This is a genomic window from Maricaulis maris MCS10 (assembly GCF_000014745.1).
GTDB classification, from domain to species: Bacteria; Pseudomonadota; Alphaproteobacteria; order Caulobacterales; family Maricaulaceae; genus Maricaulis; species Maricaulis maris_A.
This window is the reverse complement of the sequence record NC_008347.1, coordinates 3,246,977-3,262,006: the sequence shown is the minus strand read 5'-3', so window position 1 is coordinate 3,262,006 and position 15,030 is coordinate 3,246,977. Positions and strand designations below refer to the sequence as shown.

Below are 15,030 nucleotides of genomic sequence, written 5' to 3'. Positions count from 1 at the left end.
GATCAGGAGACTGTGCTCAAACCGCGGTAACACGGGTCAACACCCAGTTGGGATCACCCTTGTTGGTCCGGCGTTCAAAAACCCAGTCCTCGGTGACGGTCGACAGGCGGCCGATATCCCCCGCAACCACCGCGTCATCACTGTCACGGGTCTCGGTCGCGATTTCCGCAACGAACCGCACCTTGATGCGGGCTGTGTTGTCAGCGTGTCCGGCCTCGATGATATCGACATCCTTCAAACGTTCGACCTCGGTGCGAACGGTTTCGCCCCGATCGGCACGCTGATCGATGGCAGTCGTATAGCGATCCAGGACATTGGGGGCCAGGAGCGGTTCGAGTACCTTGCGATCTCCGGCCGCAAACGCCTCGACGATCATGACATAGGCGTTCTGGGCGCCTTCCTTGACAGCGGTCGGATCAAAGCGCGTATCGACGGCCGCAATCGCTTCCAGGCCGGCCGCAGCCGGGCCCTCAAAAGCGGGCCGGAGACTGGGCGCCTTGTCGGAATCGGACGCGGCCTCGGGCTTGGTACGCGGGGCAGGCGCTTCCATATGGCCTTCCCGACGTCCCAACACCGTATAGAGGCGGTAGGCGAAGAAAATCGCGGCAACACCACCGATGAGAGTCCAGATATCCATATGGACGGTTGCACCTTTGCTGAGCTTCACGCGCGTGACTAAACCGCGCGCGGACATGTCACCGAACCAGATATAGGCTCAATTTGGTCGCGCGTCAGCCTTTGCACTGTGGTCATGCCTGCTTGCCGCTGGCCGGTCGCCATGCTAACGGGCGCGCTCTCATTGATCCGGCCGTTCCAGGCCTGCCGTTTACAGACCCATCCGGGGAGTTCCATGACCGACGCACCCAACACGCCCGCCGACAATGCTGCAGCCCAGGCGCCGCAGCTGCGCGTACTTGCGCAATATGTGAAGGACCTCTCCTTCGAAAACCCGGGCGCCCCGGAAACACTCCGCCCCGGCCAGCAGGCCCCGGCAATTGACCTGGCCATCGACGTTCAGGCACGCACGGCCGGCGAAGACACGTTTGAAGTCGTCCTGACGGTCAATGCCAAGGCATCCCGTGACGAATCCGTGGTCTTCATCGCCGAGCTTTCCTACGCCGGCCTGTTCCAGCTTGCCAATGTGGGTGAAACCGATCGCGAACCCTTCCTGCTGATCGAATGTCCGCGCTTGATCTTCCCGTTCGCCCGCCGCGTTCTTGCCGACGCCACACGCGATGGCAATTTCCCGCCGCTGATGCTGGATCCGGTCGATTTTGCCGGCCTGTACCGCGCCCAACTCGCCAAGCGCGCCGCTGCCGCTCCGGGTTCGGAAAGCAATGGCAATGGCGATCCGGCTGCAGCCAACTAGACGAACCTACTGAATCGTCAGTTTTTTCCAGAGCGCGTTCTCGCCCATCTCGTCGACAAAGGCGGCATGGGCGGCGCGCTCTGAATCTGTCTGGCGTCCCGTCAGTGGCTCGGCTCGCGGCGATCGCGCCGGAAAAACAACCTTGCCACCGCCGCCACTGCCCTGACCGCTGAGATCCAGCGCCCGCGTCCGGCCACCCATCAATTCCAGATAGACCTCCGCCAGAAGAAGGGAGTCGATCAGGGCGCCGTGCTTGTCCCGTGTGTCCAGGGAGATGTCGAACCGCTTGCAGAGCGCGTCGAGCGAGACATAGGAACCGGGGAATTTGGCCCTGGCGATCCGGGCCGTGTCCTTGAACCGGTCATCCGGATAGATATCCAGACCCAGCCGGGCCAGCTCCATATTGATGAAGCCGCGGTCAAAGGGCGCATTGTGGGCGACCATGGTCGCATCCCCGACAAATTCCACAAATTGCGGGCCGACCTCGTCGAACAGAGGCTTGTCAGCCAGGAATTCGGTGGTCAGGCCGGTAATCTCGACCACTTCCTTGGGCACGGACCGCTGCGGGTTCACATAGGCATGGAACGTCTTGCCAGTGGGGATGAAGTCAATGATCTCGACACAACCCAGCTCTGTGACCCGGTCACCCGTATTGGGATCAAGACCGGTGGTTTCGGTATCAAAGACGATTTCCCGCATGATCTTGTCCTGTTGGCGCTGATGGTCGGGCACGGGCTCAGGAATGCCCGGCACGCGCCCTCAACTTCTTGATGATGGCATCGACCTGTCGGCCCGCATCCGCCAGACCGCCCGATGTCTCGATGACATGGTCGGCGCGGGCCAGCTTGCTCGAATCATCCATCTGACGAGCGATTATGGCGTCCAGCTTGGCCGCCGTCATGCCGGGGCGCTGCAACACCCGGGCGCGACGGACATCATCCGGCGCATGCACAACAATGATCGTATCAACATGCCTGTCCCCGCCGGTCTCGAACAAGAGCGGCACGTCGAACACCACAATGTCATGACCGGCCTCGGCCTGTGTGGCGACAAAAGTCTCACGCGCCGCACTGACCAGGGGGTGGACGATTTCTTCCAGCCTCGCAAAACCGTCAGGGTTGGCGCTCAACGCCTCGGACAGTCGCCTTCGATCAATCGCGCCATCCACCACGACACCAGGAAAGGCTTTGCCAACCGGCTCGACCGCAGCCCCGCCGGGCGCGTAGAGTTTGTGGACCGTCGCATCGGAATCGAAAACCGGGACACCGGCCTCCCGCAATAACTTCGCCGTAGCCGACTTGCCCATGCCGATCGACCCTGTCAGTCCGACCCGCAGCATCAACGCGCTCCCAGATGCTCGAGCAGACGGCTGCGCATATCCGGCAAATCGGGCGCCGGGCGGCCAAAGAAGGCTTCAAAGCTGGGCCGTGCCTGCCCGATCAGCATGTCCAGACCGTCAATCGCGGTCACACCGCGCGCCCTGGATTCAACGATAAACCGTGTATTGACAGGGATATAGATACCATCAAACGCAACACTACCGGGTCGAACCCGTTGCCAGTCGAGCGCCAATTCATCGCGGCCTGCCAAACCCAGAGAGGTCGCATTGATGATCAAATCACGACCCTGCAAGGCATCGTCGCGCGCCTCCCAGGGAATGATGCCGGCATCCGGCGCTATGTCGCGGGACAGCCCCTGGGCGCGGGTGATATTGCGGTTGCAGATCGCCACATCTGTCACCCCGACTGTCAGGAGCGCATAAAGCATCGCCCGGGCTGCGCCACCTGCTCCGAATATCAATGCCCTTGCCTTTCTGAATTCAACATTGGCAGGCGCCAGTGCATACAGGAAACCGGCTATGTCAGTATTGTCAGCATGGATTCCCGCAGGCGTGAATGTCAGGAGGTTCGCGGCGCCGACGGCACGGGCCGGCCCGGACGCGGTGCGGGCAAGCTCAAGGGCAGCTTCCTTGTGCGGCAGTGTAACATTGAGTCCGCGACAGCCTGCTCCTGCCAGACCGCGCACCACGCGATCGAAATTGCCAGCGCTGATCGGGAAGGGCGCGTACAGGGCATCAATGCCCGCAGCATCGATCCAGTGCCGCATCACAACCGGGGACAGGGAGTGAGCGATGGGGTCGCCAGTCACGCCGGCAACAAAAGCAGCTCCCGTCGGAATCATTGTTGCAACACTCCATGGTCACGGAGGACTGCGGTCAATGGCAGGAGCGGAAGGCCGAGAATGGCGTAGTAATCACCCTCAACACGCTCGAACAATTGGGACCCCAGCCCCTCATAGGCATAGGCACCGACACTGGCTGTCAGGGCAAAACCGGCATTCTCAAGATATTGATCAAGAAAGGCATCACTGAATCCACGAACATGGATGGTCGACGTCTGCTGATACCGCCAGACCGGCTGGCCGGCTCTCAACAAGGCGAGGCCGGAATGTAGAAAATGTGGCCGGCCGCGCATGCGTTCAAGGCGCGCCCGGGCCAGCGAGGCTTGCGGCAGTTTGTCGAGCAATTCGCCATCCAGCTCCATGGTCTGGTCCGCGCCCAGGACCAGGGCGTCAGGATGGGCGAGCGAAACCGGTTCGACCTTGGCTTCGGCGAGGCACAGAGCCATGTCACGTGGCGACAAGTCGGCTCGTTCGGCCTTGATCACGCTTTCATCCACATCCGACTTGATAATCTCGAACGGTATGTGGGCCTGTCGCAGAATGTCTGCACGTATCTGGCTGCCTGAGGCAAGAATGAAGCGGGTCATACCGTCATGTTCCGCTTTTCCATGAGCAGATTGATGATTTTCGCAGCGGTTTCCTCGATTGACCGTCGGGTTACATCGATGGTTGGCCACTTATGTTTGGCATACAGACGCTTGGCGAACAGGATTTCCTCTCGCACAGCAAAATCATCGATGTAATTGGTATCGCGGTCTTCATTCAGGCTGAGAAGACGATTGCGGCGGATCTGGACTATGCGCTCAGGTGACGCCGTCAATCCGACGACAAGCGGGTTGCGAAGACTGAACACCGCCTCCGGTATCGGCACATCCTTGACCAATGGGATATTGGCGGCCCGGAAACCTCGGTGGGCGAGATAGACGCTGGTCGGGGTTTTCGAGGTCCGGCTGACACCGAGCAGGACGATATCGGCGCCTTCAAAGTCATCCCCCTGGCCATCATCATGGGCCATTGCGTAGTTGAGGGCATCAATGCGTCGATAATAGTCGGCGTCCAGCGATCGCTGGGCACCGGCGCGGCTGGCCACTGGCCGACCGAGATAGGCGCTCAGGGTCGCCAGCATCGGATCAAGGATGGCGATGGCCGGCACGCCGAGCTCTACGCAGCGTGTCTCAAGCTCGCGTCGCAGATCGGCATTGACAATCGTGTACATGATAACGCCCGGATAGGCTTCCACCTCATCAAGAACCCGGTCCAGCTGCTTGGACGACCGAACCAACGCATAGAGGTGTTCAAGCGGCGTGGTGCCTTCGAACTGGGCAACCGAGGCCCGCATGACTTCCATCAGGGTTTCGCCGGTCGAGTCGGAAACCATGTGGATATGAAAACAAGTGTCGAATGTTGAATTGCTGGGAGGCATGGAACCGATCACGGGTTGGCGTTTACCAATTGTTAATAAGTTGGGCTGTTTTCCCCGGCTCGGCAATCCGTGTCAGGTGGTTGTGGGTAGTGCCGGGTCTTACCAAGAAAAACCCACATCAATGTCCACAGGCCGGTGTCGTGTGGAGAAGGATGTGAAAGATTGCGCTTCAACACCAGGGGCTGACCCGGGTTTTCCACTGCGATTGCACATTCAATTGGCCAGCTTCAAGTTTGATATAAAACAATGAATCAGACTTTCCCGAAATTGGAAAGAAGCCGGCTGTGGATGGATAAACAATGTCCCTGACAGGTTTGTCAGCGGGTATAAACCCGGTCATCCCCGACATTCACGTCCCAACAATCTTCTACAATCCTTAGATTCTTTTTTGAGAGATGAAGGGCACAGATTGATCCTGTGGGAAGAGATGCCTAAGCAGGGCGGATGAACGATCTTACAAAAAAACCGATCCTCCAGGTCCTGGCCGGAGAAACCGTCTCACCGCCCCCTGTCTGGCTGATGCGCCAGGCCGGTCGCTATCTGGCTGAATATCGACAAGTCCGCTCTCGAGCGAAGAACTTCATCGATTTCTGTTTCTCTCCGGATCTAGCCGCAGAAGTGACTCTGCAGCCCATACGCCGCTTTGGCTTTGACGCTGCGATCCTGTTTGCCGACATCCTGCTGGTGCCGATCGCGCTCGGTCGCAAGGTCTGGTTCGTGACCGGCGAGGGTCCCCAGCTGGAGCCGTTCGATCCGCGCCAATTTGAAGAGCTCCGGCTCGACCAGACCGAGGCGGTTCTCGGTTCAATTGGCGAGACGCTCAAGCGCGTGGTGCCGGAACTGCCGGACACGACCACCATGATCGGGTTTGCCGGATCACCCTGGACAGTCGCAACCTACATGGTCGAAGGCGGCGGATCGAAAGATCGTTTCCGGACCCGGGTCGCTGCCTGGGAGTATCCCGAAGCCTTTGATGGCATGCTCGATCGGATCGCCGACGTCACGGCAGAGTATCTGATCATGCAGGCCCGTAGCGGTGCTGAAGTCCTCAAACTGTTTGACAGCTGGGCCGAGGGTCTGCCGGAACCGCTGTTCGAACGGGTCGTGATCCGGCCGACCAAACGGATCGTTGATGCTGTGCGGGCTGCCGGCATTGACGTGCCGATCATCGGGTTTCCACGCGGCGCCGGGACGCTCTACCCGCGATATGCGCGCGAGACCGGTGTGACGGCGATTGCTGTCGATACGGGTGTTGATCCGGCCTGGATCCAGTCAGTCCTGCCTGCAGGCATGCCGGTCCAGGGACATCTCGACCCGTCTGTCCTGCGGGCAGGCGGCGCAGCACTGGATGGCGAGGTCGATCGATTGTTGGACCAATGGGCTGGTCGGCCCCATATCTTCAATCTTGGCCACGGCATCACGCCGGACGTGCCGGTAGCTCATGTCGAACAGCTTCTGGCGCGTATTCGCGATCGCAGCTGATCCGGGAGAACGGACATTGGATAAAGCCCGCAAGAAACTCGCCGTTGTCCTTTTCAATCTCGGGGGGCCTGACGGGCAGGAATCCGTTCAACCTTTCTTGCGCAATCTGTTCCGTGATCCTGCGATCATCCAGGCGCCGGGCCTCATACGTGAGGCTCTGGCCTGGTTCATATCGACGACACGGGCGAAGGAAGCCAAGGCCAATTACGCCAAGATGGGTGGTGGCTCGCCTTTGCTGCCGGAAACCATCCGCCAGGCCAACATGCTGGCCGAACAGCTGGGCACCCGCTGGCCGGATCATGATGTGCGGGTCTGGACCGCGATGCGGTATTGGCACCCGTTCACCGAGGATGTGGCGCGGGAAGTGGAAACTTGGCAGCCGGATGAGACGGTTCTGCTGCCACTCTATCCGCAGTTTTCCACCACCACGACGGGGTCATCTCTCAATGCTTGGCGCAAGGCTGGCGGGCCGGAAACCCGGACGGTCTGTTGTTATCCGGTCGAACCGGCTTTTCTGGATGCGCACGCCGCCTTGATCCGCAAATCCTGGGAGAAGGCCGGGCGGCCGGAGAATATCCGCTTGTTGTTTTCCGCTCATGGCTTGCCCAAGAAGATCATCGACGCCGGTGATCCGTATCAGTGGCAGGTCGAGAAAACAGTCGAGGCGGTTATCCGGCAATTGCCGGAATTTCCCGACTATCAGATCTGCTATCAAAGCCGGGTCGGACCGCTGGAATGGATAGGTCCATCCACGGATGATGCGATCCGCAAGGCTGCTGAGGACGAAAGATCGATCCTGCTATCGCCGATCGCCTTCGTCTCCGAGCATGTAGAAACCCTGGTCGAACTCGACGAGGAATACGCTGAAATAGCTGAAGAATTGGGAATTGAGACCTATATCCGGGTGCCTGCTTTGGGGCAGGATCCGGTCTTTATCGAGAGTTTGGCCAACCTGGTCAGTGACGCACTCGAGCGTCCGGCGGGGCTGAAATCTGCTGAGGGTGAGCGGTTTTGCCCGGCTGACTGTAGCGGATGTCCGTGCAAATCTGCGGTGTGATAAAACCGGGACATTTTTACAATGCTGCTGGCTGCATATGATTGGCTGAGAGCTTTCCACATCCTGGCTGTGATCGCCTGGATGGCTGGCCTGCTCTATCTGCCTCGGCTCTACATTTATCATTGTGCGGCGAAACCGGGTGGTGAGCTGGATGAAACGCTGAAGCTGCAGGAGCAGCGGCTTTTGAAAATCATCATGAATCCGGCCATGATCGTGGCCTGGTTGCTCGGCTTGGCACTGGTCTGGGCCAATATGGAGCGGGCCGGTGGCTGGTCGGTTTTTCTGGATTGGGCCTGGCTTGGAAAACTTGTGCTGATCAGCGCAATGACGGGTCTGCATCACGTATTCGCTTTGCGGTTCAAACGCTTCCAGGCCGGTACCAATGACTGGTCAGACAAGCGCTATCGCATGCTCAATGAAGCCCCATTCGTACTGGCAATTGCCATTGTCCTGATTGCAGTCGTTGCCTTGAATTGATGAGGATCGGTCAGGCACTGAGTGGCTTGTGCTTGACGATGCGAGGACTGCATGGCAAGGGTTTCTCGAGTCCTTTTTCAGGATCCCTTCTTTCGTGACGTGAGACGCGTGACACACAGCGCGCCCGTCTGCTCCTCAATTCTCGGGTCTTCCTTGCCTTGGCAGCACCCGGCTTGCTTGATCGCGTAAAACCCGTCCCGGGTCACGCTCTTGTGCTTGAGCTGATAGTATCATCATGACCGACGAAATTTCCGCACCTGTCCCCGCCCTGCTTGAAGGTCTGGAGCGCATGACGCTGCAGGATCTCAAGGAGAAAAAACCGACAGAACTGGTTGAGTTTGCCGAAGCACTCGAGATCGAGAATGCCTCGTCCTTGCGCAAACAGGCCATGATGTTCGCCATTCTCAAGTCCCTTGCAGAACGGGATGTAGAGATTCATGGCGGCGGCGTCATGGAAGTGCTGCAGGACGGGTTCGGTTTTCTGCGTTCACCGGAATCAAATTATCTGGCCGGACCGGACGATATCTATGTGTCGCCAACCCAGATCCGGAAGTTCGGGCTGCGTACGGGAGATACGGTCGAAGGCGAGATCCGCAGTCCACGCGATGGCGAACGCTATTTTGCGCTGCTGAAAGTCTCAACGATCAATTTCCAGGATCCGGAATCGGCTCGTCACAAGGTCCACTTTGACAATCTGACCCCGCTCTATCCGGAAAGCCGCTTCAATATGGAGCTGGCCGATCCGACCGTGAAAGATCGTTCCGGTCGGGTCATCGATATCGTCTCGCCGCTCGGCAAGGGCCAGCGCGGACTGATCGTGGCGCCGCCTCGGACCGGTAAAACCGTGCTGCTGCAAAACATCGCCCATGCCATCGAGAGCAATCATCCGGATTGTTATCTGATGGTCCTGTTGATCGATGAGCGGCCGGAAGAAGTGACGGATATGCAGCGTACCGTGAAGGGTGAGGTGATTTCCTCCACCTTTGATGAGCCGGCAACGCGTCACGTCCAGGTCGCTGAAATGGTGATCGAAAAAGCCAAACGCCTGGTGGAGCACGGCCGCGATGTCGTGATCCTGCTCGACTCGATCACGCGTCTCGGCCGGGCCTACAACACGGTGGTCCCGTCCTCGGGCAAGGTGTTGACCGGTGGCGTCGATGCCAATGCCCTGCAGCGTCCCAAGCGCTTCTTTGGTGCTGCCCGGAATATCGAGCATGGCGGATCGCTGACCATCATCGCCACGGCGCTGATCGATACCGGGTCGCGTATGGATGAAGTCATCTTCGAAGAGTTCAAGGGTACGGGTAACTCGGAAGTCGTGCTGGACCGCAAGGTGGCTGACAAGCGTGTCTTCCCGGCCATCGACATCCTCAAATCCGGTACTCGGAAAGAGGAACTCCTGGTCGATCGTGGTCAGTTGCAGAAAATGTATGTCCTGCGCCGTATTCTCAATCCGATGGGTGCCCAGGATGCGATCGAGTTCCTGCTCGACAAGCTGCGTCAGACCAAAACCAATGATGAGTTCTTCGACTCGATGAATACCTGATCAATCGGATCGATCAGGGGATCAGGATACTGGCCCCGGTCGTCTGACGGGATTCCAGCATCTCATGAGCTTTGACTGCGTCGGCCAGCGCGTGGCGCTGATTGATGGTGATCGTCAGGGCTCCGCGGGCAACGGCATCGAAAACATCAGCCGTATTGGCGGCCAGGGCGTCATCGGTCGCGGTATAGTGTCCAAGCGATGGGCGAGTGACGTAGAGCGAGCCTTTTTGCGTCAATATGCCCAGATCGACGCCTGTTACCGGGCCCGACGCATTGCCAAAGCTGGCGAGCAGACCGCGTGGTTTCAGACAGTCGAGGGACATCTCGAACGTGTCCTTGCCAACCCCGTCATAGACCACCGGAACGCCTTGTCCGTTCGTGATGTCACGTACCCGGGCCACTACGTCTTCCGTGGTATAGTTGATCATGTGCGTGGCACCCATTTTCAGGGCGAGATCGCATTTTTCCTGCGTGCTGGCCGTCCCGATGAGGGTGACACCCAGATCCCTGGCCCATTGGCAGACCAGCAGGCCGACACCACCGGCCGCGGCATGAAACAGGATCGTTTCGCCGCGCTGGACCGGATAGGTCTCTTTGAGAAGATAATGCGCTGTCATGCCCTTGAGCATGATCGCCGCGGCCTGCTCATGCGAAACCTCATCAGGCAGTTTGGCGACGCGGCCGGCCGGAACGATGTTTGTTTCTGCATAGGCACCCAAGGGCCCGCTTCCATAGGCGACGCGGTCACCGGTCCGGAAGCCTGAGACCTCACTGCCCATCGCCTCGACGATACCGGAAGCCTCGAGCCCCAATCCGCTGGGCAGTGGAACAGGGTAGAGACCGGATCGGTGATAGGTGTCGATATAGTTCACACCAATGGCGACATGCCGGATCAGCAATTCATTGGGGCCGGGCTCTCTGGCCTCACAGTTTTCCAGCTGCATGACGGACGGACCGCCGGTCTGATGGATCCTGATTTCTTTTGTCATGGGTCTTGCCGATCCGGATTTTCTGTGTGTCCACCATGTGGGGGTTCGTTACGGGTTTCCTAGGGCGTGCAGGCATTGATCTGTTCGCGCAAGACGGCGCCGCCGCCCAGGGCGCGCGATGCGATCTCCACATCATCGACGGCGATCAGCTCGATATTCGCATCGCGCGCTTCCAGATAGGGATCGCTGCTACCATTCTCCCGGCGGAACAGGCCCACTGAAGTCTCAAGTCCCAGATTGCCCAGGGTCGTGTCAGCGCGGGGGTCGAGGGGCCCGGTACCCTTCCAGATATAGCTCGCCTCCAGATTGACGCCGGCGCGGCGCAAAGCTTGTCTGTCATTGGGAACGGACAGGAGAAGCCCCGGATCGAGTGCATGGATGGCGGCTGCGTCCTCGACGGTATAGGCGATGACCGCTACCAGATCGCGGGCGTCCTGTTGGTGAATGAAGGCAACAATTTCCTCGGCTGAAACCGATTTGAGATCCAGATTGAGGATCAGGTCCGTGCTTCGGGCCAGATCGAGTGCGTCTATGAGGGTCGGAATTTGGGAGCTGGTTGGGTAGCCATCATTGTCGTCGAGGCGCAGCCTGGACAGGTCGTCCCAGGTGAGTCCGTCGATTGGACCCGTTCCCGATGTCGTGCGGTCCAGGCTGTCGTCATGCAGCAGGAAGAGGACCCCATCGGCGGATCGGCGGACATCGATCTCTGCATACAGCACGCCCAGATCGGACAGGCGACCCAGGCTGGCAAGGGCATTCTCCGGATAGCCCTCAGACGGCCCGCCGCGATGGGCGGCCAGCATGGATGCTCCGGTTTCGCGGAAACAATCCATTGCAATGGCGGGGGCGGCACGGTCGACGGGTGCGTCGTCTGAAACGGGTGTGCAGGCAGCCAGCAGGGCGATTGCTGCGATTGGAACAAGGCGCATGGGGGTCCTCAAGATTGGTGTGGCGTCCGGAATGCCATTTCGGCAGGATTGCATCGTCGGCATGCGACAATTCTTGATGGCCTCGTGGTGGGTCCATGCTTTCAATGGCGTGTGTTGATGACAATCATAATCGGAACCGGATTCCGGGACACGGGGAGAGACATCATGGTCGATCAATCGGATTTGCGTCTTTACCACGCGCCGCGCACTCGCTCGCTCCGGGTGCGATGGCTGCTTGAGGAAATGAAGCTGCCCTACACGCTTGAGAGCGTCGCCTTTGCCCAGCGACCTGCCGGTGACGAGGCCTATGCCGATATCCATCCATTGCGGAAAGTGCCGGCGCTGGCCGACAAGGGCCGTGTCATGTTCGAGTCCGTCGCGATCATGCAGTACATCATGGGTCGCTACGGGCCGACGGATCTGGATGTGAAACCGGATGAGGCTGATTACGACCTCTTCCTGCAATGGCTTCACTTCGGTGAAAGCGGCATGATCATGCCGGTGACACTCCTTCTGGCTCACACAGTCCTGTTGCCTGAGAAGGCGCGCAGCGACGTGATCGCCAGATCGGCCAAGGCTGATACGGTCAAAGCACTCGCCCTGTTGGCGGAACACGGACTCAAGGGTCGGGAATTTCTGGCTGGTGATCGCTTTACCGCTGCCGATATCTCGGTGGGCTACATGCTGTTCCTGCTCAAGATCATCAAGCAAATGGATGATGCGCCCGAGGCCGTGAAGGCATATTTCGCCCGCCTGACCGCCCGCCCGACCTGGATTGCCGCCAGTGCTGTTGAAGAAAGCCCGGTCTGAGCGCCGGCGCCAGTCAGTCCAGGACGCGTTCATCCATTGTCCGACGCAGTTCGGCCCGGTATCGGTCCGAGACCGGTAATCGTGCGCCATTACTCAGTTCGACGATCCGGAAGCTCTCACCGCGAGAGCGGGCGGTACTGACTTGCGACGGGTTGACCAGATGGGAGCGGTGGATGCGGACAAAGCCGACATCACACAGCGCTGTTTCCAGTTGGGCCATGGTGGTGCGATGCAGGACATCGCGATTGGCCAGGTGCAGGGCAATGTAATTGCCCTGGGCAGTGGCGCCGAGGATGTCGGCCACAGGAATGTATTCGACACGACCGCTCGACTTGATGGCCAGGGATCCGGGGTCGGCTGCGGGTGCGGTGCGAGGGTCTTGTTCCGGCCGCATCTGGCGACCGGCCAGAAAGGCCATGGCAAACAGAACAACGTCCCACAGGAAGTCGCGAACACCGAAGCTGGCGAGGGTCTCCAGAGGCGTCCGGTCTGTCCCGATCGAGAAGGCGATGGCCGCATAAGCGAGAATGGCGACCATTGCTGTGGTGCCGGCGATCAGGACTGAGTGTGCGCTGCCCCTCAGATTGGTGTTGGCGTGTCGTGCGCCAAGTTTGAAGACCAGTGGGAACAGGAAAAGCCAGGGCAGGAGGCCGCGCATCCAGGCGAGCAGATAGGCTGGAAAGTCGGCCTGCTGGTGTTCCCGCACAGCATCGATCCAGCCGGCGGTCGCGAAAACCAACAGGCAGGCCAGCCAGGTTATCGAGGTGATGGCCAGGAAAGGCGCGCGAAGCGGGAAGCCAGCGCGGCGGACCTCACGGATGTCGTCTACGAATGCCAATATGGTGTTCCCGTCGGCGCGTGATGGGGTGGTCAGGATCTGGAGACAGTTTCGCAGGCGGACCGGACAGTGCAATGGGCTGCTGACTGACAATCGCGCGAGCCGGCCTGGTTCGGGTAGGGACCAGGGAACTCAGTCCAGCCGAAGGAAAGCCCTGCCCTCGGGCGGGCGTTGTGTCTATGTTGGGCTGACATTGGGCTGCCGCCACGGCACGCCTTCACCCTGTTCAAGCGAGGCCGAGATGAAGGTCAAGATCGATATTGATTGTACGCCCGAGGAGGCCCGCCACTTTTTGGGTCTGCCCGATGTGTCGCGGATCAATGATGCGATGGTCGATGAAGTGGTCAAGCGGACCGAGGCAAATCTGGAGTCCATGGAGCCGGAGGCGTTGATGCGTCAATGGTCGGCTGTTGGAGGACAAATGACCAATCAATTCATGGAGATGATGCGGCAGGCGGGCGGTGCCAGCGGGACGGGCAAGGACAGGTAGTACAGTGAATACAACGGTTTATGCGCTTGCGACCCCGGCCGGTCGGTCCGGTGTGGCGGTCATCCGGCTTTCCGGTGGCGGCGCTGGCGGCATGCTCGATGCGTTGGCCGGTCTGCCCCGCCCTCAACCGCGTATGGCGACCCTGCGGGCCCTTCGCGATAGTGGAGGCTCGGTCATGGACCGGGGCCTGGTGCTCTGGTTTCCCGGTCCGGGGAGTTTCACGGGCGAGGACAGTGCGGAATTCCATGTCCATGGTGGGCCGGCTGTTATCGACGCGGTCCTGTCGGCGCTCGACGAGGCAGGAGCCCACCCGGCGGAGGCCGGAGAGTTCACGCGACGCGCTTTCGAGAATGAAAAAATCGACCTGACCGAAGCTGAGGGTCTGGCGGATCTGATTGACGCCGAAACGGAAGGTCAAAGGGTTCAGGCGCTATCGCAAATGTCCGGTTCGTTGCGTCGTCTCTATGATGGTTGGCGCGACGCCCTGATAACGGCGATGGCCTCGATTGAGGGCGAAATCGATTTTCCCGATGAGGCCGACGTCCCGGACGCTCTGTCCCACGCCGCTTATGAACCGTTGAGTGAACTCATTGGGTCGATGTTTGAACATCTTGATGACGGGCGGCGGGGAGAGCGGATCCGGATCGGTTTCTCGATCGTTTTGATCGGTGCCCCGAACGCCGGCAAGTCGAGCCTGCTCAATTGCCTGGCCCGTCGCGATGCAGCGATTGTCACCGATATTCCTGGAACCACTCGCGACATTGTCGAGGTTCAATTGACGCTGGGGGGGTTCCCGGTCGTGATCTCCGATACGGCGGGATTGCGTGAGGCCGTTGATGCGATCGAGGCGGAGGGTGTCCGGCGCGCCCTGGATCGTGCCGAGCATGCTGATCTCCGGATTGGTGTCGCGGATGCGCGATCGGATGAAGAGCTGGTTGATTTGGAGGGTCGTCTCACCGACGGGGATTTGTTGGTCCTCAACAAGCTCGATCTTGGTTTGGTTTCGGAACGGGACGGGGCCTATCGGCTCAGCGCCAAGTCGGGCGACGGCGTCGAAGCTCTTGAGGCCCGGATCGAGCAAATCGTCCGTGATCGGCTGTCGGTGCGGGAAATGCCCGCCTTGAGCCGGGTCCGTCATCGGCGCGCGGTTGAGACTGCCCTGGAGGCCCTGTCGCGGTGTCGGGACCAGTTGGCTGACGCGCCCGAGCTGGCGGGTGAGGATGCGCGTCTCGCTGTGCGAGCGCTGGAGAGCCTGACGGGTCGGGTTGATGTCGAGGATATTCTTGACCGGGTCTTCTCCCAATTCTGCATCGGGAAGTAGGGGCGGGTTAATCCTGCCCCATGTTTCACGTGAAACATTCGATCTGTGATCTCGACTCCCTTGGGTGAAGGCCTTATGTAGGCCGACTTCTTCTTGAGCCTGACCCGAACGGATTCATC

Annotated in this window: 17 protein-coding genes; 8 read left to right on the top strand and 9 right to left on the bottom strand. The window is 59.7% G+C overall.

The genetic code is table 11. The features are described 5' to 3' along the window. Nucleotides 1-16: 16 nt before the first annotated feature. A complete protein-coding gene (locus tag MMAR10_RS15345) occupies nucleotides 17-667 on the bottom strand; it encodes a Tim44/TimA family putative adaptor protein (RefSeq protein ID WP_041637071.1) in 651 nt (216 codons plus the stop codon). A gap of 183 nt (nucleotides 668-850) precedes the next feature. On the opposite strand from MMAR10_RS15345, the gene secB reads away from it, so the two are divergent. After that, nucleotides 851-1,369: a protein-export chaperone SecB gene (gene secB, locus MMAR10_RS15340; protein WP_011644904.1), complete on the top strand. Its 519-nt coding sequence runs from the start codon at nucleotides 851-853 to the stop codon at nucleotides 1,367-1,369. A gap of 6 nt (nucleotides 1,370-1,375) precedes the next feature. Here secB and dnaQ read toward each other — a convergent pair whose 3' ends face one another. The 5 genes from dnaQ to MMAR10_RS15315 are packed head-to-tail and all read right to left on the bottom strand — an operon-like array spanning nucleotide 1,376 to nucleotide 4,973. Next, complete coding sequence (dnaQ, locus tag MMAR10_RS15335; protein WP_011644903.1) at nucleotides 1,376-2,068, bottom strand: DNA polymerase III subunit epsilon; 693 nt, start codon at nucleotides 2,066-2,068, stop codon at nucleotides 1,376-1,378. Nucleotides 2,069-2,105: 37 nt separating this feature from the next. Continuing rightward, entirely contained in the window at nucleotides 2,106-2,708 is a 603-nt protein-coding gene (gene coaE, locus MMAR10_RS15330) for a dephospho-CoA kinase (protein WP_011644902.1), read from the bottom strand. Continuing rightward, nucleotides 2,708-3,550: a shikimate dehydrogenase family protein gene (locus MMAR10_RS15325; protein WP_011644901.1), complete on the bottom strand. Its 843-nt coding sequence runs from the start codon at nucleotides 3,548-3,550 to the stop codon at nucleotides 2,708-2,710. The genes coaE and MMAR10_RS15325 overlap by 1 nt, the downstream gene beginning before the upstream one ends. Next, nucleotides 3,547-4,137 (bottom strand): Maf family protein, encoded by a 591-nt coding sequence (locus MMAR10_RS15320; RefSeq protein ID WP_011644900.1) that lies wholly within the window; start codon nucleotides 4,135-4,137, stop codon nucleotides 3,547-3,549. The genes MMAR10_RS15325 and MMAR10_RS15320 overlap by 4 nt, the downstream gene beginning before the upstream one ends. Further along, nucleotides 4,134-4,973 (bottom strand): pyruvate, water dikinase regulatory protein, encoded by an 840-nt coding sequence (locus tag MMAR10_RS15315; RefSeq protein WP_011644899.1) that lies wholly within the window; start codon nucleotides 4,971-4,973, stop codon nucleotides 4,134-4,136. The genes MMAR10_RS15320 and MMAR10_RS15315 overlap by 4 nt, the downstream gene beginning before the upstream one ends. 444 nt (nucleotides 4,974-5,417) lie before the next feature. Between MMAR10_RS15315 and hemE the strand changes: the two genes are divergently transcribed. The 4 genes from hemE to rho all read left to right on the top strand — a co-directional run bounded on the left by hemE (nucleotide 5,418) and on the right by rho (nucleotide 9,535). Next, nucleotides 5,418-6,455, top strand: coding sequence for a uroporphyrinogen decarboxylase (hemE, locus tag MMAR10_RS15310; protein ID WP_011644898.1), 1,038 nt, complete (start codon nucleotides 5,418-5,420; stop codon nucleotides 6,453-6,455). Nucleotides 6,456-6,471: 16 nt separating this feature from the next. Beyond that, on the top strand, nucleotides 6,472-7,512 hold the full coding sequence (gene hemH, locus MMAR10_RS15305) for a ferrochelatase (protein ID WP_011644897.1): 1,041 nt from the start codon (nucleotides 6,472-6,474) through the stop codon (nucleotides 7,510-7,512). Nucleotides 7,513-7,533: 21 nt separating this feature from the next. Then, entirely contained in the window at nucleotides 7,534-7,989 is a 456-nt protein-coding gene (locus MMAR10_RS15300) for a CopD family protein (protein ID WP_011644896.1), read from the top strand. Nucleotides 7,990-8,224: 235 nt separating this feature from the next. Continuing rightward, nucleotides 8,225-9,535 carry a transcription termination factor Rho gene (gene rho, locus MMAR10_RS15295; RefSeq protein ID WP_011644895.1) on the top strand — a complete coding sequence of 437 codons (1,311 nt, stop codon included), beginning with the start codon at nucleotides 8,225-8,227 and terminating at the stop codon, nucleotides 9,533-9,535. Nucleotides 9,536-9,548: 13 nt separating this feature from the next. On the opposite strand, the gene MMAR10_RS15290 is transcribed toward rho, so the two are convergent. Together MMAR10_RS15290 and MMAR10_RS16525 are read right to left on the bottom strand one after the other, a co-directional pair. Next, on the bottom strand, nucleotides 9,549-10,523 hold the full coding sequence (locus MMAR10_RS15290; RefSeq protein WP_011644894.1) for a quinone oxidoreductase family protein: 975 nt from the start codon (nucleotides 10,521-10,523) through the stop codon (nucleotides 9,549-9,551). Nucleotides 10,524-10,582: 59 nt separating this feature from the next. Next, a complete protein-coding gene (locus tag MMAR10_RS16525) occupies nucleotides 10,583-11,452 on the bottom strand; it encodes a glycerophosphodiester phosphodiesterase family protein (RefSeq protein WP_011644893.1) in 870 nt (289 codons plus the stop codon). A gap of 165 nt (nucleotides 11,453-11,617) precedes the next feature. On the opposite strand from MMAR10_RS16525, the gene MMAR10_RS15280 reads away from it, so the two are divergent. Next, nucleotides 11,618-12,262: a glutathione S-transferase family protein gene (locus tag MMAR10_RS15280; RefSeq protein WP_011644892.1), complete on the top strand. Its 645-nt coding sequence runs from the start codon at nucleotides 11,618-11,620 to the stop codon at nucleotides 12,260-12,262. A 13-nt stretch (nucleotides 12,263-12,275) separates the two neighbouring features. On the opposite strand, the gene MMAR10_RS16520 is transcribed toward MMAR10_RS15280, so the two are convergent. Next, nucleotides 12,276-13,100: a LytR/AlgR family response regulator transcription factor gene (locus MMAR10_RS16520; protein WP_011644891.1), complete on the bottom strand. Its 825-nt coding sequence runs from the start codon at nucleotides 13,098-13,100 to the stop codon at nucleotides 12,276-12,278. Between the two features lie 241 nt (nucleotides 13,101-13,341). Here MMAR10_RS16520 and MMAR10_RS15270 point away from each other — a divergent pair, with 241 nt between their 5' ends. Next, nucleotides 13,342-13,590 carry a DUF6489 family protein gene (locus tag MMAR10_RS15270; protein ID WP_011644890.1) on the top strand — a complete coding sequence of 83 codons (249 nt, stop codon included), beginning with the start codon at nucleotides 13,342-13,344 and terminating at the stop codon, nucleotides 13,588-13,590. Between the two features lie 4 nt (nucleotides 13,591-13,594). Continuing rightward, nucleotides 13,595-14,911 (top strand): tRNA uridine-5-carboxymethylaminomethyl(34) synthesis GTPase MnmE, encoded by a 1,317-nt coding sequence (gene mnmE, locus MMAR10_RS15265; protein WP_011644889.1) that lies wholly within the window; start codon nucleotides 13,595-13,597, stop codon nucleotides 14,909-14,911. Nucleotides 14,912-15,030: the final 119 nt, after the last annotated feature.